Below are 18,008 nucleotides of genomic sequence, written 5' to 3'. Positions count from 1 at the left end.
ACTACTCAGGTCAGACAACCATCAGCGAGGAAAACTAATGTATCAGGAATTCGGCCTCTTCATCGCAGGTAACTGGGAACGCGGCACGACAGCCGCAACCGTCATGAGCCCCGTGACAGAAACCCCGCTTGGCGATGTGGCTACGGCCACGGCCGCCGATACCGCCGCGGCTATTGATGCCGCCGCCAGTGCGCTGACACCCCTGCGCGAGATGGGAGGCTTTGCCCGCGCTGACGCATTGCACCGGATTGCAGATGAAATGTCTGCGCGCAGCAACGAAGCCGCGCGCATGATCTCAGCCGAGACAGGCAAGCCGCTGGTTCAATCCGGACGAGAATGGGTGCTCTCGATTGATCAGTTTCGCTGGTATGCTGAAGAGGCGCGCCGCATTTATGGCCGTGTCGTCGAAAGCCGAGTGCCGGGCGGCCGATTTGAGATTACGAAAGAGGCAGTCGGCATCGTCGGTGCCTTCACAGCGTGGAACTTTCCGGCTTCTCTTCCGGCACGTAAGATTGCCCCGGCGCTTGCCGCAGGCTGCCCGGTTGTCCTGCGCCCTTCCTCGCAGACGCCGGGCGTCGCGATGGTGATGGTTGATTGCATCCGCGCGGGTGACCTGCCGGATGGTGCGGTGAACCTTGTCGTCGGGTCGACTGCCGACACCTACAACCCGATCATGGCTGACCCGCGCGTACGCAAGGTGTCCCTGACCGGATCAACGCGCGTTGGGCAGCAAATGATCCGTGACGCGGCCGAGACGGTAAAGAAAGTTTCAATGGAGTTGGGTGGCAATGCGCCTTGCATTGTCTTCGACGATGCCGACCTTGACGCAACGCTGGACGTCTGTGTGCCATCTAAATTCGGCAATGCGGGGCAGGTCTGTGTAACACCCGACCGTTTTTTTGTGCACGACAGCCTGTATGACAGGTTTGTATCAGAATTCGCCAAACGCGCCGCCGCCTTGAAGCTTGGCGACGGGTTGGACGATGCCAGCGAAATGGGTCCGTTGATCAACGCTGGTCGCATGACCGAAGTGGACGCAATCGTACAAGATGCCGTCGCAGCCGGCGCCAAACTGGAAGCCGGCGGAAAGCCTGCCCCAGAGTTCAACGCGGGCCACTTCTATGAACCGACCGTGCTCAGCAATGTCACGGATGATATGCGTGTCTTTGCCAAGGAGAACTTTGGTCCTATTGCGGCAATCAGCCGTTTTTCCGACGTAGACGAGGTTCTGGCGCGCGCGAATGCCTCGACCATGGGGCTGTCAGCCTATGCATTTACCCGCAGCCCGGAGCGTGCACGCCTTGCTACGGCAACTCTGAAAGCTGGCATGGTCGGGATCAATTCCTTTGCGCTGGCCGCAAGCGAGGCCCCCTTTGGCGGCACTAATTATTCCGGCCTTGGTCGTGAGGGCGGCACCGAAGGTATTGAGGACTATCTCGAGACAAAGCTGTCTCAAATCGTATTTTGAAGGACCACATGATGCAAAAGAACAAGCTCAAGCAACTTTGGGCCGCAGGCAAGCCCGCCATGAACGGCTGGTGCTCCATTGGGAACCCATTAACGGCTGAAATAATGGCCGCGCAGGGCTATGACAGCGTGACAATCGACATCCAGCACGGTGCGCTGGACTACGGCGACGCCCTGCCGATGTTTCAGGCGATGCGTTCTTCGGGTGCTACTTTGATGGCGCGGGTACCCTGGCTCGATCCGGGCTACATCATGAAGATGCTGGATGCAGGCGCCATGGGGATTATCTGCCCGATGATCAATAACCGCACCGAGGCTGAGGAATTCGTGTCCTACATGCGTTATCCGCCCCTTGGGCAACGCAGCTTTGGCCCAACCCGCGCGGCGGTGGCGATGCCGGGCTATGGCGTGGCCGCAAACGGCGAAGTGCTGGCGTTAGCCATGATCGAAACCGCCGAAGGCATGGAAAACCTGGACGAGATCGCTGCGACGCCGGGGCTGGACGGGATCTATGTTGGTCCCGCAGACCTGACACTTGGCACCCAGAAAGGACGCCTGCCACCAGGGTTTGATCGTCAGGAGCCCGAGATGATTGCCCTGATTAAACAGATCACAGAGGCCTGCAAGGCGAATGGAATTGCCGCCTGCCTGCATTGTGGTTCCACGGACTATGCAGCGCAGGCAATTGGCTGGGGATACAACCTGACGACCGTTGGTGGAGATACCCGTCTGCTCGCCGGGGCTGCCGGGGCCTCTGTTGCAGTGTGGCGCGAGCTTAATGGTCGTGATGGCGACACGGATGGCGACGAGGGGATGTATTGATGACGCATCTACTTGTTGCTGGGAAATTGCATCCAACAGGCGTCGCACGACTTGAAGCACTGAAGGCTGAAGGCGTCACCGTCACCTATATTGAAGAGATCAACGAGCCGAGCTACGCCGATCACATAGTAACGGCAGATGCGCTGGTCGTCCGAACACAGCCGCTGTCTGCGGCGACCATCGCCCGTGCCGAACACCTGAAAGTCGTCTCGCGCCATGGCGTAGGCTACGATGCGGTAGATGTGGCAGCGTTAAATGCGCGAGGCATTCCACTGGCGATTGTTGGTGACGTGAACTCGGTCTCGGTTGCGGAACAGGCGATGATGCAATTGTTGGCGGGTGCCAAACAGGCGATCCGCGCAGACCATGCAGTGCGCGACCCGACCAAATGGGGATGGCGCAACCGGTTGGAACAAAGGGAAATTTCAGGTCGGAACCTGCTGATCATCGGCTTTGGGCGCGCCGGGCAAAAATTGGCGCGGATGGCGGTGGGCTTTGATATGGAAGTCCGCGCCTATGACCCCTATCTGCAATCGACACGCTGGCCTGAAGGCCCGGTCAAACCGATCGAAACGCTGGACGACGCTTTGGCGTGGGCGGATTGTTTGTCGCTGCATGTGCCGCGCGGGGACAAGCCGCTGCTCGATGCCGTCGCATTCTCCCAAATGAAGCCGGGCATGATCATCGCCAATACCGCGCGTGGTGGCGTGCTTTGCGAAACCGCACTGGCCGCCGCCTTGTCCGATGGGCGTGTCCATGCGGCGGGGCTGGATGTGTTCGATGTCGAGCCGCCGACCGGCGGCATGGTGCTGGCGGATCATGACAATGTCATTCTGTCGCCCCATATCGCGGGGCTGACGGAAGAGGCAAGCGAACGCATGGCCTTGTCGTGCATTGACAATGCATTGGCCGTCCTTGACGGCACAATTGACCCGGATCTACTCGTAAACAAAGATGCGCTGACATGATTGAAAAACCCAAACTCTCAATCGGGCTGATTGGCTCTGGTTTCATGGGCAAGGCCCATGTGTTCGGCTTTGCCACAGCGCAGAAGGTCTTTGACCTGCCAATGCAGATTGATCTGCACACGGTTGCCGATATCAACGACGAGGCCGCAGCCCGCGCAGCCCATGAATTTGGGTTCCGCTATGCCACATCTGACTGGCGCTCGATGTTGGCCAACCCCGAAATCGACGTGATCGACATCACGGCGCCCAATGCGCTTCACAAAGAGATGGCCCTGGAGGCCATAGCCGCAGGCAAGCATGTCTATTGTGAAAAACCACTTGCCCCAATGGCTGCAGACGCAGCCGAAATGGCCGAGGCAGCCGAGGCTGCAGGCGTCAAGACACAACTCGGCTTTAACTACATCTGCAACCCGATGCTAAAACTTGCGCGCGAAATGATCGTGGGTGGCGAGTTGGGTGAAATCCGAAGCTATCGCGGGGTGCATGCCGAAGACTACATGGTGGACGCGGATGGTCCTTATACCTTCCGCCATGACCCTGCGGGCGGCGGTGCACTGGCGGATCTTGGCAGTCATGCATTGGCGACAGCAGAATTTCTGCTCGGGCCGATTGCCAAAGTGATGGGGGATCGCGTGACAGCCATTTCTGAGCGTCCTGATGGCAAGGGCGGACGCCGCGCCATCGAGGTTGACGACATAGGGCGCGCCTTCCTGCGGTTTGAAAGTGGTGTCAGTGGATCAATCGAAGGCAACTGGATCGCCACGGGACGCAAGATGCAGCACGACTTCGAGGTCTACGGCTCCAGGGGCGCGCTTGTCTTTTCGGGCGAACGCCTGAATGAACTGCATTTCTATTCGACCGAAGACGCGCCTGGTCGTCACGGTTTTCGCCGAATCGAAGCCGCTCCGGACCATGCACCCTACGGCAATTTTTGTGTGGCTCCAGGCCATCAAATCGGGTTCAACGATCTGAAGGCCATCGAAGTCGCTGGCTATATGCTGGCAATAGCCGGACATGGCCCCGAGCCATTTTCATTCCGAGAGGGCCTGCGAATTCAGCATCTTGTTGAAAGCATCCAAAAGTCCTCGGTTTCCGAAAACTGGGTTGTCGTATGACCGCCATGATCTGATCGCCGGGACATTCTCAAATGACGCAATCGCCGCCCCCTCAGGACTATGAAAACCTGATCCGTTTGATCCATGATCGTCACGACGACATGAGCAAAACACATCGCCAGATCGCGGTATTTCTGACTCAAAACCCCAACGATGTGGCGGTCCGTTCGGTGAGTGCGATCGCGCAAAGTTGTGGTATTCACGCATCCAGCTTTGTGCGGTTCGCACAGTTGCTGGGCTATGATGGATTCAAAAGCCTGCAGGCGTTGTTTCAGCAACGCCTTGCCACAGCTGCCCCGGGATTTGAGGCGCGGGTCCATGCGCTCAAACGGGAACTGAAATCGCGCGAAGATCTCTCCGAGGCGGAGTTGTTGCGGGATATGGTCGTCAGCGATGCCGCCTCCGTGCAAAGCCTGCTTGATGAGATTGACGCCAATGATCTGGCCAAAGCCGCCGAGATTTTGAGCGATGCAGAAACGGTGTTCTTGTTGGGTCAATTGCGATCTGCACCAGTGGTCGAATTAATTCGCTACCTTCTAACGATGGCCGGCAAGAAATGCGTCATGCTTGATCCCAGCGGTGGCCTTGCCACGCATATCGCGCGTACCATAGGGCCAAAAGATGCGCTGCTGGCTGTCTCATTCAGGTTTTATGCAAACGAAGTGGTGTCGATTGTCGAAGAGGTCGCAGCGCAAGAGCGGAAAATCGTTGCCCTGTCAGACAGCACACTGTCGCCCTTGGCCAAGTCAGCACATGTCCTCCTTGCGGCTCATGAACATCCCGGACCGTTGTCGCGATCCGTGACCGCACCTATTTGCTTGGCACAGGCCATCGCTTTGGCTGTTGCCGCGCGCGTGCAAAACACCCCAAGCGTGCCCAGTATTCCTTCAGTGACAGGCTCAAAAAAGTGAAAAACGCCATCACCGTTGGGGTCCATTGCGGTCAACTTGTCGAATGACTCATCGCTTCCCAATAAAAGAGATTGCTAGACAAGCCGGGTTGGGACTAGCCACCGTCGATCGGGTCCTGAACAATCGGGAGCATGTGAGCCCACAGACAAGGCTACGTGTGACGGCTGCAATTGAAGAGCTAACGGCAAAAGAAGCCCAGCTCCCAGCCCGAAGCAGGCGCCTGTTCTTTGATTTCGTCGTGGAGGGGCCAGACCATTTCAATCATGAGGTGAAGACAGCGGCAGAAGCCGTCTTGCCAGAAATCGGTACAACGATATGCCGTATTCGATTTTTTCAACAAAAAGTCATGAAAGAGGAGGAGGTTGTCTTCACACTGAAACGCATCTTGCGGCGGGGCAGCAACGGGGTCTGCCTCAAGGCCTGGGATACCCCTAAGATTAGGGAAGCTGTGAACACGCTTTCTGAAGCTAGAATTCCGGTGGCGACACTCGTAAAGGACATTCCTGGGACCAAGCGGCTGTGTTACCGGGGGCTGGACAACGAGGGAGCAGGACGCACTGCTGCGTACCTGATTTCCAAGACAGTCAAGGATAGCGCAGGGACGGTCGTGCTCACCAGCAGTCATGAGCGATCTCTAGGTGAATACCAGCGTGAGACCGCATTTCTCACGGCACTGGCAGACCGAAGCCCGCAGCTGCGCACTGTAAAACTGCAAGCTGGGAGCGGCTCGGTTTCCGAAATGTCTCGAGTGATGACAAATGTTTTGGCTGCCAAACCTGATCTATGCGCCGTGTATTCGATTGGAGCTAGCAATCGATTGATCCTTGACACTCTTGAGCATAACGCACTTAGGCCCAGCGTATTTGTGGCCCACGATCTCGATCAAGAAAATCGAGACCTTATCCTACATCAGAGGCTTGATTTTATCCTGCACCATGATTTGCAGTCAGACATAAAATACACGTTTGACGCATTCCTTTCTTATCACCGACTGTTAACCGAACCCATGGATGTTCCGGTCTCCGCTGTTCAGGTCTTAACCCCGGAAAACATCCCCGAGCAAAGGCCGAAAGATCAAGCGGGTTAGCAGACATTGAAGTCCGTAAAGGGAAGGTCTCTTTTGTCCGCAACTGAGACATTGGCTTACAACGAGCGAATGGCAGCTTTCGCGCCAATGCTGCAGCAGCAACAAGATTCCTCTTTTGTTGGCCAATGCGTCATTCCACATCGCCAACACGCGTTTCGCAACGCTAAGCGATTGAATTTTATGGAAAGTGGTGCCTCAAGAGGGACTCGAACCCCCGACCTTGTCCTTACGAAGGACCTGCTCTACCAGCTGAGCTATTGAGGCATCGCGGGCCCTACTATGGCCCTACTAATTCTTCTCACTTGCCGCGAACCCGTTGGTTTTGCAAGTCATTCTCGCGGGGACCCGCTAATTACGAAGGACCTGCTCTACCAGCTGAGCTATTGAGGCTTTCCGGCGCGGCGTTTAGCAACCTTTCGCGCCGAAGGATAGAGCTAAGTCGCGTCTTTTTTCTTCTCCGCGTCGCCCTCATCGAGCGCGTAATCAGCGGGCGGAGCGTCAGCGTTAGCCGTTGGCTTGTCAGTCTCGCTTTCGCTGGTGCCTGCGTCCGAGTCCTCCGGCACAATATCAATCGTTTCTGCATCCTCGACCTCGTCCTTCGAGGCAGCCGATTCGATCTGGCCGACAATAAGCGGCAGCATTTCGGCACCTGTCAGCATCGACGAGGACCCTTCCGGAGGCCGCTTCCAGGCCAGCGTGTCGAAACCATCGCAGTTATCGCAAATCGGTGACCAGACACCATGCACCGTCTGACACTTCTCGCAAACCCACTGCGGATCACGCCGCGCGGTCAGTGCACGCGCCAACCAACCCTTGACGACCGCATCGTCAGCACCCGAACCACGCTCGATCGCAGCCATGATCGTCAAGGTCCGCGCAGTCGGGTCGGTCTCGACCAAGTCCCCCAACGCCTTGCGCGCCGCTGGAAAATCCTCAGCCGCGATCTGCAGTTCTGACTGCAACAGGCGCGTCTCCGGGTGATCGCGGTGCATATTCGTCAAGACACCGAAACGCAAAATGCGCTTTCCGGGGCTTTCATCCGGGACAATTCGTGCGAAAGCCGCCGCAAGATCAGGATGCGGAGCAACCTCCCACGCCTTACGGATCACGCGCGTCGCATATTTGGGTTTGCCTTCAGCAACATAACTGTCAGATGCCATCACAGCCGCAGGCACCAGATCTGGCGACATCTTGTTTGCCGCAATCGCTTTCTCCCGCGCCTCTATCGACGCACTCTCTTCCACGATGTCACGGACTTCTCCCAATGCCAGCACTGCGTCCCGGCGGCGATGCACGTCGCGCGGCAATGCTCCGTGCTTAAGCTTCGCGCTCAGCGTTTTGCGCGCGCCAGACCAGTCATGCTGACTGGCCTGCAAACCCAGCAGAATATCCTGTGTTTCCTCATGCTTCGGCTTCAACGCAAAGGCACGCTCGGCAAGCTTCAGCGCCGTATCCGTGTCTCCATCCAACAACTTTTGCCGCATGATACCGCGCACACCGACAAACCGGGTCCGGTCGTCCTGCAGCAGCTTCTTGTACGCCTCCTCGGCCTTCGCTCGGTCACCCGTCATCTCTGCCGCCTGAGCGGTCAGCAAAGTCGTCAAGTCCGGCCGTTTCAGATACCGCTCGGCCTTCGAGGCCTTCGTCAAAGCCAAACGCCCGTCGCCCGACGCGACAGCCATCATGCCCTCCGCAAGAGCGTCATATCCCTTCCGCTCACGATTGCGCGCAAAATACCGGGTAAGTGCCGTCTCATCGCCGTTCAAGAACTTCAGAAAAGCCACGACCAACCCGACTAGCTTGAATGCCACCCAGGTCAGGAAAACCAGCACCACAAGCGCGATCACCGACTCCAACGCGCCCAGCGTAAATTCCGTATCGGCGATCGACACCCGGACGCCGCCTTCGGCCTCCAAAAGCATTCCAGCGCCCCAGGCCGCTGCGCCGACCAGCGCAACAAAGAGGAAGATTCTCAGTAAAGACCAGACCATTCAAATGTGCCTTCCTCAGTTTAATTCATTGCTTAGAGACTGCGCCGCTGCGGTTGCGGCCGCACGCGTTTCAGCCTGCCCGATCCAGTCGGCCAGCGACGATATCGCCCCATCGGGCAAGCCAGAAAGCTCGGACAAAGCCGAACTCAGATCTCCGCCATTCAAAGCCGCTTCTGCACGTGACAGAACGGCATCCGGATCATCGCCCTCGCGCGGCGACAGGGACCGGGCATTCGTCTGCTTTCTCAAGAACGCAGCCAGCCGGTCGGTCGCGCTGGCATCCGCAGGTACATCGTGGACAGCTCGCAATGCGTTCCGCGCGGCATCGGGAAACGCCGACCGCAAAGCTGCCAATGTGGGCACACCTTCAGCCGCCACCGAGGTCAGAGCTTCCGGCGCATCAGGCAATATCGTCAAAGCCTCAGAGAACGTCGCGCCGCTTTCCAATGCGGCGGAAACTTCAGCCAAGGCAGCGCGCTGCATCGCGACTTCCGCGGCAGCCTCCGCTTCGGCTTCGATCTGGGACGCGCGCGCTTGCGCAGCCTCGACTTCTGCGCGCGCAGCCGCCGCCGCTGCTTCAAGTTCGGCGCGAAAGGCTTCCATCTCGGCGTCGAAATCCAAATTCGGAGCAGGGGTCGTCACGATCGCTGGCGCAGGCGCGTTCTCAATGGCTTCAATACGTGCAGACAAAGCATCGAATCTATCCGAAAGACCCGCAATATCATCCTGAACAGAGCTCAAATCCACCTCACTTGAAGTGCCCGCAAGCCCCGCAATCTGAACGCCCAATGCCTCAATCTGCACCGCCTGGCTTTCAAGTACGGCCTGCATCGCTTCATTCGGATCGGCAGGCGGGTTCGGCCAGCCCTCTGGAACGGCAAAGGTCGCCACCAGAAAACCAATCGCACCTGCAAGCAAACCACCGAACACCAGCCCAAAAGTCGAAGGCCCCTTTTCCACGGGCGCAGCGGGCCGAGGCTCACTCACCACCGGCTGTTGTGCATCCGTGCCCTCTTGAGTTTCATTCAAGGCATCCAGAAGCTCGCTATCTTCGGCAATCGCTTCGGCTTCTTCAATAGGCTCATCGCCGCTCTCAACATCTGACGGCGCCGGCGCATCGTCTTCATCGATGCCAGTTCCAGCCTCATCCGGCGATTCGGACTCGTCAGACGCGTTTTCGTCGACAGATATTTCCTCCTCCGGCTCAACCTCCTGAGGTGAATTGTCCTTGCCTTTTGACACCTTGGACGAATTTTTACCGTTGGCCAAAGTCGATAACTCCCAATCATTCACCCATTGATCCGGGCGCGATTTCTTCACTCCTTCAAGCTTAGTCCGCCACGCAGAGGACAACAAGCAAACGCCTCAGAAGCACGCCGCCACGGCCTTTGACATAGCGCTTGAGGTCGGCTCAGCCACGATCCGAATGTCCCCGGCACCGTTCCAGGCCGCCGCCACCGCAGGACTCATGGCAATCATCGTCAAAGGCGCCCGAATGTCCGTCGTTCTGCCTAATAATTCAGCGGTCCGTGCAGAAAACACCGGAGCGATCACCGGTAAAGCGCCCGCCAGCAATGCGTCCGCCGCACACCCCAAGGGCTGCGCCAACTGATCGTAAACCACAGCATCCTCGCAAGCGACGCCCCGGCCCACCAGCGCCGACGCCAAATCCACGCGCACATGCGCGCCCCGCACGTAAAGACACGGCCCCTCGATTGCTTCGCAGTTCTCCAGAAATTCCGCGCCATCCTGCCCCAGCGCCTCGGCTTTGGCGCCAAACTCGCGTGCAAGCCCGGCCGTCCCCTCACCCACCGCGAAAACCTTCCGCCCGCGCAACGCACCTTCCGCACCAAGCCTGCGAACCGCGTGGGACGATGTCGCGATGATCGTCTCAAACCGATCAAGGTCCGGAATATCCCCGACATCGACGATCTTCATCGCGGGCGCGATGACAACTGGGATCCGTCTGCCAACTATTTCCTCGCACTCGGCAAGAAACTCACGCGACTGCGCGTCCGGGCGTGTCAGCAAAAGGGTAGGCGACGCGTCGTCCATTTGGGACCGTTGCTTGTGCGATAGGCTTCCCGGTGTTACCTGCCGAGCGACGCTCACGCAAGACAACTCAGATGACAGCCAAGCGAACCATCCTCGGAATTGAATCCAGCTGCGACGATACGGCGGCGGCTGTAGTGCAAAACGACAGAACCATTCTGTCAAACGTGGTCGCCGGGCAGACAGACCTTCACGCCGCTTTCGGAGGTGTCGTCCCCGAAATCGCAGCACGTGCCCACGCCGAAAAGTTGGACTTTACCATCGCCAGGGCACTGGCCGAAGCCAGGAAATCGCTCAGCGATATTGATGCAATTGCCGTTACGTCCGGACCAGGCCTGATCGGGGGTGTCATTTCCGGCGTCATGATGGCCCGCGGTCTGGCCGCGGGATCAGGCAAGCCCCTTATTGGCGTGAACCACCTCGCCGGTCATGCTTTGACCCCTCGGCTCACCGATGACTTGCCCTTCCCCTACCTGATGCTTCTGGTGTCCGGCGGTCACTGCCAGTTCCTCATCGTAAAAGGCCCCGACAGCTTTACCCGCCTTGGCGGCACCATCGACGACGCGCCAGGCGAAGCTTTCGATAAGGTCGCGCGCCTGCTCGGCCTGCCCCAACCCGGAGGCCCGTCAGTCGAAGCCGAAGCGAAAACCGGTGATCCTTCTGCCTTTGCCTTGCCACGCCCGCTTTTGAACCGCCCGGACTGCGACATGAGCTTTTCCGGCCTGAAAACCGCGGTGCTGCGAGAGCGCGACAAGCTCGTGGATGCACAGGGCGGGATCACCCGACAAAATCGCGCTGACCTCTGCGCGGGCTTCCAATCTGCTGTTTCTGACGTTCTGGCTGCGAAGGCGAGTCGCGCCCTAAATGACTACCTTGATCTCAACCCTTCGCAACCGACCCTCGCGGTCGCAGGCGGGGTCGCCGCAAACGAGCAAATCCGCAAAGCCCTGCAAATCGCGTCCGACAGCGCAGGCGTTGCCTTCACCGCCCCGCCACTTTCACTATGCACCGACAACGCCGCGATGATCGCCTGGGCAGGCCTCGAACTTGACGCCATCCAGCATCCCGGCCTCACCCCACTTGTCGCCCGCCCCAGATGGCCGCTTGACGCCACCAGTCCGGCCATGCTCGGATCCGGCAAGAAAGGGGCCAAAGCATGAGTGAAATCGCTATCCTCGGCGCCGGAGCCTTCGGCACATCCCTCGCTATGGCCCTGTCGCTCAATGGCGCTGCGGTAACGCTTTGGTGCCGAAACCCCGAAGTCGCCGAAAACATGCGCAATACGCGCACTTCTCCACCCCGCCTGCCCGGCCATAACCTGCCCAAAACACTGTCTGTCGAACACGACCTGACACAGATTCAATCCCCAACACTCCTTCTCGCGGTTCCGATGCAATCGCTCGCCAACTTCCTTCAAGCTGCGCCGGACTGGTCACAGCGTACTCTCGTCGCCTGCTGCAAAGGCATTGACCGCCAGACCGGCCTTGGCCCGTTCGCCACTGTGAAAGGCGGAGCACCCTCTGCCGACGCTGCCCTCCTCACCGGCCCCAGTTTTGCCGCCGACATCGCCAAGGGACTGCCCACCGCCCTGACACTCGCCGCACCAACCGATTCAGAAGGGCTGGCCCTCCAGAATGCCCTGTCCCGCCCTGCCCTGAGGCTCTATCGAACCACCGATACGATCGGCGCGGAGCTCGGCGGCGCGCTGAAGAACGTCATTGCTCTGGCCGCCGGAATGGCGATCGGCGCCGGCTTCGGAGACAGCGCCCGCGCTGCCGTCATCGCCCGGGGCTTCGCCGAAATGACCCGCTACTCCATGGCGAAAGGTGCGCAACCCGAAACCCTGCAAGGCCTCTCGGGCCTCGGTGATCTCGTCCTGACCTGCACATCCGAAAAATCGCGGAATTTCTCGGCTGGCGTCGCGTTCGGTCGCGGCGAAACGCCCGATATGACATCCACCACCGAAGGCATCGCGACCGCCGAAGCGCTGGCAATCGAGGCAGAATTGCACCAGCTCGACATGCCGCTCACAACCGCGATCCACGCCGTCACAACCGGAAAAATCGACGTTCACGACGCTGTCGGCACCCTTCTCGCGCGACCCGTCAAACAGGAGTAACCGCGATGCGTTACTGGCTCTTCAAATCCGAAACCTCCACATGGAGCTGGGACCAGCAAGTTGCCAAAGGCGACGCCGGCGAAGAATGGGACGGCGTGCGAAACTACCAGGCGCGCAACTTCATGCGTGACATGAAGATCGGCGATCTGGGCTTCTTCTACCATTCGCAAAAAGACCGCGAGATCGTCGGCATCGTCGAAATCATCGCCGAGGCTCACCCCGACAGCACTACCGATGACGACCGCTGGGAATGCGTCGACATCAAAGCCGTCAAAGCCCTGCCAAAACCCGTCCACCTTGATCAGATCAAATCCGATGAACGCCTGTCCGAAATGGTTCTCGTCAAGAATTCCCGCCTCTCGGTGCAACCGGTTCAGGACTCCGAGTGGCGGACGATTATTGCGCTCGGCGGCCTCTGAAACGACACACGGCAATAAAGACTAGGCGGAATCGGGAAAAAACCGGATACTCTTCCTAAAACTCACCCAAGGGAGGCAAGAGAAATGGGACTTCTCAGCGTCATTGCGGCCGCGGTCGCCGCGTGGATCTTCGGCGCCGTCTGGTATGGCATCATTGGCAAGCAGTGGATGGCAGCCTCGGGTCTGACCGAAGAAACCGTCAACCGCAGCAATCCGGCCCCCTATATCGTCAGCTTTCTTTGTACGCTCCTCGTCGCGGGAATGACCCGGCATGTCCTTGTGACATCGGGCGTGGATACGGTCGGAAAAGGGTTGCTCACCGGTCTCGGTCTTGGTCTCTTCGTCGCGGCTCCGTGGATTGCGACCAACGTCATGTTCTCACAGCGAGACCGTGAACTGATCTGGATGGACGGCGTCTATCCAACCGTGGGCATGGCGCTGATGGGCGCAGTCCTGACGCTTCTCTAAAACTAGACTTCGAAGTCAAGGGCATCGGGCTTTTCGCCCGGCAACCGGACCATCCACTGTTGACCAAACAGACGGAAATCGGGACCCACCTCAAAGGCTTCCCGAAATCGCGTGACGGCAGATCTTACCGGGCGCTCATCCTCGGTGGTCCAGAGATAGTCGTCCCCACTTATGATGCCGCCGGGCTTCACCTTGCGGAATGCAAGCGCCACATCCCGATCAATGAACGGCGCATTGTGGTTTCCGTCAATATAGACCCAATCGAAATAATCGTCGGGAAATGTGGCCAGAACTTCCTGTGAAAGCCCACGATGCAAGTCGACCCTTGGCTCGTCCAGAAACTTCGCCGCCACCTCTTCATACATCTCGTCCATGCGCGTTTCGTTACGCGGCCGACCAAAGGCGGTGTTGCGAAAATCCGGCTGATACAGCCACGGGTCGATCAGATGCAGTTTGCTGGGCTCGGTCTGCTCCAGAATGAGCGCGCTGAATCCGCCGTTCCAAACGCCTATTTCGGCAGCAACGCCACCTTTCGGCATTTTCGACAGCAGTTTCAGTCGTACAGCTTCGCGTCGGCTCATGGCAGGAAACTCCACATCGACCGTTCTTGCACCGAGACTTTGCCCGAGACAATGGCCTCACCTGCAAAAGCCACGGCCCGGCACCTGAAGGTGAAAATGATCCTCGTGAAGCGCGTTGTAATCCGGGCAAAGCACACCACCGAACCATCGGCAGGCCGACTTCCACGCGCCCCTCAGAAAGGCCTGCGCAATCGGATCGCCCTTCCAGTCATCCGAAACGGCCAGTGTCCGCCCGTCACTAAACCCAAACCCCGATATATCTATTGCCCGGCCCATGGCATGCAAAGACATCCGCCGCCCCTCTCCCTCTGGCGTCCGAATGCCGCGACACGCATAGCTGGAGAAATGCCGTATCTGGGAAACCGTCGTTCCAACCGTAACACGGGCCAGCGTCTGAAGGTCGTGCCGCTCCCAAAGTGCAAGCCGCAAGGCGATGGCACAATCCGTTTCAACCGCCGCCAACTCAGCGCTCCCAACCCCGTCTATACGGACCCGGTCTTCAATTCCGCAGCTGTCGCTTTCTCGAAATGGCTCCAGTGGCACAACACTGGGCGTGTCCAGCGCGGCAAGACAGGTCGCCAAACTCCGTTCCGCAACCGAGGCCTTCCACAGTGTCAGCGCAGAGTACGGAGCTGATACTTTCAAGGGAACGGTCGGGTTCCACGCCCGCGGCAATGGCGTGTCCGGATGCGTGACAGCAACAACGGAGAGCGCGCCTATCAATACGCTCGCCGTGAGAAAAGCTGAAAAGAATGGAATACGCATCAAATGCAAAGGGCGCCCAGCGGGCGCCCTTCAACTCAGTAGCGGTAGTGCTCGGGTTTGAACGGCCCAGTCGGCGCAACGCCGATATATTCCGCCTGTTCCGGCTTTAGTTCGGTCAGCTTCGCCCCGATCCGGGCAAGGTGAAGTCGCGCGACTTTCTCATCCAGATGCTTTGGCAGAATATGCACGGTGTTGTCGTACTTATCACCGCGCGTCCAAAGCTCGATCTGCGCAAGGACCTGATTGGTAAAGCTTGCCGACATCACAAAAGACGGGTGCCCGGTCGCATTTCCGAGGTTCAACAAACGCCCTTCCGACAGAAGAATGATACGATTGCCTGACGGCATCTCGATCATATCGACCTGTTCCTTGATGTTCGTCCACTTGTGGTTCTTCAGGTTCGCCACCTGAATTTCATTGTCGAAGTGGCCGATATTCCCGACAATCGCCATGTCTTTCATCTCGCGCATATGCTCGATGCGAATGACGTCCTTGTTGCCAGTAGTCGTGATGAAGATATCTGCCTTGGCCACCTCATCTTCAAGAAGCGTGACTTCATATCCATCCATGGCGGCCTGAAGCGCACAGATTGGATCGACCTCGGTCACCTTGACGCGCGCCCCTGCTCCACGCAGCGATGCCGCAGAGCCCTTGCCAACGTCGCCATAGCCCATGACCACAGCCACTTTGCCGGCCATCATCGTATCCGTGGCGCGGCGAATACCGTCCACCAGCGATTCCTTGCAGCCGTACTTGTTGTCGAATTTCGACTTGGTGACGCTGTCATTCACATTGATCGCCGGGAAAGGGAGCTGGCCCTGCTTGACCAATTCGTAAAGACGGTGAACGCCCGTGGTTGTCTCCTCGGAAACGCCTTTGATCTGCCCGCGCATTTTGGTGAACCAGCCTGGGCTTTGTGCCATCCGCTTCCTGATCTGCGCAAAAATCGCCTCTTCTTCTTCGGATTTCGCGATGGAAATGAGGTTCTCCTCACCGTTCTCAACCCGTGAGCCAAGCAAGATGTAAAGCGTAGCGTCACCGCCATCATCAAGTATCAGGTTCGGTCCGTCCTCGAACATGAATGACTTGTCGAGATAATCCCAGTGTTCGACCAAGCTTTGGCCCTTGATCGCAAAAACCGGCGTTCCGCCTGCGGCAATCGCGGCAGCCGCGTGGTCTTGCGTCGAAAAGATGTTGCACGACGCCCAGCGCACATCCGCGCCAAGCTCGACAAGTGTCTCAATCAGAACGGCGGTTTGAATGGTCATGTGCAATGACCCGACAATCCGCGCGCCTTTCAATGGCTTGCTTTCGCCGAACTCTTCGCGAAGCGCCATCAAGCCGGGCATTTCCGTCTCGGCAATATCCAATTCCTTACGGCCAAACTCCGCAAGCTTAATGTCTTTTACTATGTAGTCGTTGGCCATCAGACCCGCTCCTTACTGTATTTAACGGGCCAGATAGCACCGGGTCACCCGCCCGGCAACCAACGTCAGCTTTTTATACCTGCAGGCGTCTTTAAGTTCGGACCGGCGTCACGCCAGTTCGTTCCCGAAGCCATAATGCAGGAAACACCATTTGGTCGTGTCATGAGTATCGTCCAGGTTCCCTTTTCTTCGGAAAACCAAACCTCAAAAACAGACGAAGAATTCTGCAGTCCACCGCCGGCAAAAACCTCGCCATAGCGGCCTTCCAGTTTTTCCACCACCATCTCCCGCTGTGCGCAGGCAGTCTGGGCTTGGATCGTCGTTGGCAGAAATGCTGCCACAAGAGTCAGGCTAATCAAGATGCGTTGCATCATGTCTCCTTTCTGCGGCTTTGGCCGCGCTTGCCTGTGTCTCCTCCCGGTCGTTCGATCACTGATACGGTGTTGATTGTTTCCAATTGATAACCGAAGCCGCCCTTTTTATCGGGCATTTTAACTTCTCAATTTTTTCGATAGGCGCAAATTGTGCCCGAAAGCGGATCTGAATTTAGGTATTTCCATGCCGGAACGCCTTGACGCCCCAGCCAAACTTGCAGCACATCCACCCTATGCCCGCAAAGAAAACTCCCCCGCGCGCCTGGCAAAGGATGCTCTCAGGACGACGCCTCGATCTGCTGGACCCGACGCCCGTCGATATCGAAATAGAAGATATCGCCCACGGCCTGGCCTTCGTCGCCCGGTGGAATGGTCAGACAAAAGGTGATTTCGCCTATTCCGTTGCCGAACATTCACTTCTAGTCGAAGAGATCTTTGCCCGAATTCACCCGGAGGCTCCTGCAAAATGGCGTCTTGCTGCGCTTTTGCACGACGCGCCGGAATACGTGATCGGAGACATGATTTCGCCAGTCAAAGCCGCTGTTGGGCCGGGTTATGGAGAACTGGACGACCGCCTTGCGGCAGCCGTTCACATTCGCTTTGGATTGCCCGCCACGATCCCGGCATGGGTGAAGAAAAAGATCAAGCAAGCCGATAAAATCTCGGCATGGCTTGAAGCTGTCCAACTTGCCGGCTTCACTCTGACTGAAGCAAACAAGCTTTTCGGAACGCCAGACGACGAAGTTGCCCAAGGCCTGAAAATCGTTCTGCGCCCACCCGTCGAAGTCCGCGAAGCCTATGTCGCGCGCCACAAGTCCTTGCTCGACGGGCTATAGCCTATCGCGGCGACCGCTTGGCCAGTATCCGCTGAAGCGTTCGACGATGCATGCTCAGGCGACGCGCCGTTTCGCTGACGTTGCGGTCGCAAAGCTCATAAACCCGTTGAATATGCTCCCAGCGCACACGATCCGCGCTCATCGGGTTTTCCGGCGGCGGCGGCAATTCATCATCGGTCGCCAACAAGGCAGCCGTCACATCATTCGCGTCCGCTGGCTTCGAAAGGTAATCCGTCGCGCCGATCTTCACTGCAGCCACTGCGGTCGCAATCGCGCCATACCCTGTCAGTACAACAACACGGCTATCCTCGCGCCGCTCGCGGATACGCTCGACGACATCTAATCCGTTGCCATCCCCGAGCCGCAAATCGACAACCGCATAGGCGGGCGGACGCGCAGTCGCGATTGCGGTCCCGGCAGCCACGGTTTCCGCCGTTTCAACCTCGAAACCACGCTTTTCCATTGCCCGAGCCAATCGCCGCAGGAACGGCTCATCATCGTCCACGATCAAAAGCGATTTGTCCGCGCCAATTCCTTTAAGTGGTTGATCGACCATGTCGTCCTCCTGCCCCGCCTAAGGCGAACGTAGGACGCCCACCACGCACC

19 protein-coding genes and 1 tRNA gene are annotated in these 18,008 nt (G+C 58.2%); 11 read left to right on the top strand and 9 right to left on the bottom strand.

Annotated elements, in window-relative coordinates; genetic code table 11:
• The first annotated feature begins 37 nt into the window (after positions 1-37).
• Genes BOA8489_RS15565 through BOA8489_RS15540 form a run of 6 tightly spaced genes read left to right on the top strand, consistent with a single transcriptional unit; the run spans position 38 to position 6,370 of the window.
• Entirely contained in the window at positions 38-1,468 is a 1,431-nt protein-coding gene (locus BOA8489_RS15565; protein WP_093975223.1) for an NAD-dependent succinate-semialdehyde dehydrogenase, read from the top strand.
• Between the two features lie 8 nt (positions 1,469-1,476).
• Positions 1,477-2,289 carry an HpcH/HpaI aldolase family protein gene (locus tag BOA8489_RS15560; protein WP_245813900.1) on the top strand — a complete coding sequence of 271 codons (813 nt, stop codon included), beginning with the start codon at positions 1,477-1,479 and terminating at the stop codon, positions 2,287-2,289.
• Positions 2,289-3,257: a hydroxyacid dehydrogenase gene (locus tag BOA8489_RS15555; protein WP_093975222.1), complete on the top strand. Its 969-nt coding sequence runs from the start codon at positions 2,289-2,291 to the stop codon at positions 3,255-3,257. Before BOA8489_RS15560 ends, BOA8489_RS15555 begins: the two co-directional genes overlap by 1 nt.
• A complete protein-coding gene (locus tag BOA8489_RS15550; RefSeq protein ID WP_093975221.1) occupies positions 3,254-4,372 on the top strand; it encodes a Gfo/Idh/MocA family protein in 1,119 nt (372 codons plus the stop codon). The genes BOA8489_RS15555 and BOA8489_RS15550 overlap by 4 nt, the downstream gene beginning before the upstream one ends.
• A gap of 32 nt (positions 4,373-4,404) precedes the next feature.
• Complete coding sequence (locus BOA8489_RS15545) at positions 4,405-5,283, top strand: MurR/RpiR family transcriptional regulator (RefSeq protein WP_093975220.1); 879 nt, start codon at positions 4,405-4,407, stop codon at positions 5,281-5,283.
• Positions 5,284-5,326: 43 nt separating this feature from the next.
• A complete protein-coding gene (locus BOA8489_RS15540; RefSeq protein WP_093975256.1) occupies positions 5,327-6,370 on the top strand; it encodes a LacI family DNA-binding transcriptional regulator in 1,044 nt (347 codons plus the stop codon).
• 188 nt (positions 6,371-6,558) lie between these two features.
• Here BOA8489_RS15540 and BOA8489_RS15535 read toward each other — a convergent pair.
• The 4 genes from BOA8489_RS15535 to BOA8489_RS15520 form a co-directional block, all read right to left on the bottom strand.
• A tRNA-Thr gene (locus tag BOA8489_RS15535) sits at positions 6,559-6,634 on the bottom strand.
• 170 nt (positions 6,635-6,804) lie between these two features.
• Positions 6,805-8,361, bottom strand: a complete 1,557-nt coding sequence (locus BOA8489_RS15530; RefSeq protein ID WP_093975219.1) for a heme biosynthesis protein HemY — start codon at positions 8,359-8,361, stop codon at positions 6,805-6,807.
• Positions 8,362-8,376: 15 nt separating this feature from the next.
• Complete coding sequence (locus tag BOA8489_RS15525) at positions 8,377-9,681, bottom strand: mitofilin family membrane protein (protein WP_093975218.1); 1,305 nt, start codon at positions 9,679-9,681, stop codon at positions 8,377-8,379.
• Positions 9,682-9,726: 45 nt separating this feature from the next.
• Entirely contained in the window at positions 9,727-10,416 is a 690-nt protein-coding gene (locus tag BOA8489_RS15520; RefSeq protein WP_093975217.1) for a uroporphyrinogen-III synthase, read from the bottom strand.
• A 71-nt stretch (positions 10,417-10,487) separates the two neighbouring features.
• Here BOA8489_RS15520 and tsaD point away from each other — a divergent pair, with 71 nt between their 5' ends.
• The 4 genes from tsaD (at position 10,488) to BOA8489_RS15500 (ending at position 13,419) form a co-directional block, all read left to right on the top strand.
• The gene (gene tsaD / locus BOA8489_RS15515; protein WP_093975216.1) at positions 10,488-11,573 is read left to right on the top strand and encodes a tRNA (adenosine(37)-N6)-threonylcarbamoyltransferase complex transferase subunit TsaD; all 1,086 of its coding nucleotides are present in this window, start codon (positions 10,488-10,490) and stop codon (positions 11,571-11,573) included.
• On the top strand, positions 11,570-12,532 hold the full coding sequence (locus BOA8489_RS15510; protein WP_093975215.1) for an NAD(P)H-dependent glycerol-3-phosphate dehydrogenase: 963 nt from the start codon (positions 11,570-11,572) through the stop codon (positions 12,530-12,532). Before tsaD ends, BOA8489_RS15510 begins: the two co-directional genes overlap by 4 nt.
• A gap of 5 nt (positions 12,533-12,537) precedes the next feature.
• Positions 12,538-12,951, top strand: coding sequence for an EVE domain-containing protein (locus BOA8489_RS15505; protein ID WP_093975214.1), 414 nt, complete (start codon positions 12,538-12,540; stop codon positions 12,949-12,951).
• Between the two features lie 84 nt (positions 12,952-13,035).
• Positions 13,036-13,419, top strand: coding sequence for a DUF1761 domain-containing protein (locus BOA8489_RS15500; RefSeq protein ID WP_093975213.1), 384 nt, complete (start codon positions 13,036-13,038; stop codon positions 13,417-13,419).
• A 2-nt stretch (positions 13,420-13,421) separates the two neighbouring features.
• On the opposite strand, the gene BOA8489_RS15495 is transcribed toward BOA8489_RS15500, so the two are convergent.
• The 4 genes from BOA8489_RS15495 to BOA8489_RS15480 form a co-directional block, all read right to left on the bottom strand.
• Entirely contained in the window at positions 13,422-14,000 is a 579-nt protein-coding gene (locus BOA8489_RS15495; RefSeq protein ID WP_093975212.1) for a class I SAM-dependent methyltransferase, read from the bottom strand.
• Positions 14,001-14,057: 57 nt separating this feature from the next.
• Positions 14,058-14,723: an extensin-like domain-containing protein gene (locus BOA8489_RS15490; protein ID WP_176440333.1), complete on the bottom strand. Its 666-nt coding sequence runs from the start codon at positions 14,721-14,723 to the stop codon at positions 14,058-14,060.
• 77 nt (positions 14,724-14,800) lie between these two features.
• Entirely contained in the window at positions 14,801-16,192 is a 1,392-nt protein-coding gene (ahcY, locus tag BOA8489_RS15485) for an adenosylhomocysteinase (protein ID WP_093975210.1), read from the bottom strand.
• 65 nt (positions 16,193-16,257) lie between these two features.
• Positions 16,258-16,566 carry a hypothetical protein gene (locus BOA8489_RS15480; RefSeq protein WP_093975209.1) on the bottom strand — a complete coding sequence of 103 codons (309 nt, stop codon included), beginning with the start codon at positions 16,564-16,566 and terminating at the stop codon, positions 16,258-16,260.
• A gap of 233 nt (positions 16,567-16,799) precedes the next feature.
• Between BOA8489_RS15480 and BOA8489_RS15475 the strand changes: the two genes are divergently transcribed.
• A complete protein-coding gene (locus tag BOA8489_RS15475) occupies positions 16,800-17,402 on the top strand; it encodes an HD domain-containing protein (RefSeq protein WP_093975208.1) in 603 nt (200 codons plus the stop codon).
• A 1-nt stretch (position 17,403) separates the two neighbouring features.
• Here BOA8489_RS15475 and BOA8489_RS15470 read toward each other — a convergent pair whose 3' ends face one another.
• The gene (locus BOA8489_RS15470) at positions 17,404-17,958 is read right to left on the bottom strand and encodes an ActR/PrrA/RegA family redox response regulator transcription factor (RefSeq protein ID WP_093975207.1); all 555 of its coding nucleotides are present in this window, start codon (positions 17,956-17,958) and stop codon (positions 17,404-17,406) included.
• Between the last annotated feature and the right edge of the window lie 50 nt (positions 17,959-18,008).

It is taken from the genome of Boseongicola aestuarii (assembly GCF_900184815.1).
Lineage (GTDB): Bacteria > Pseudomonadota > Alphaproteobacteria > Rhodobacterales > Rhodobacteraceae > Boseongicola > Boseongicola aestuarii.
The sequence above is the reverse complement of the archived record's forward strand: the minus strand, read 5'-3'. Positions and strand labels throughout refer to the sequence as shown.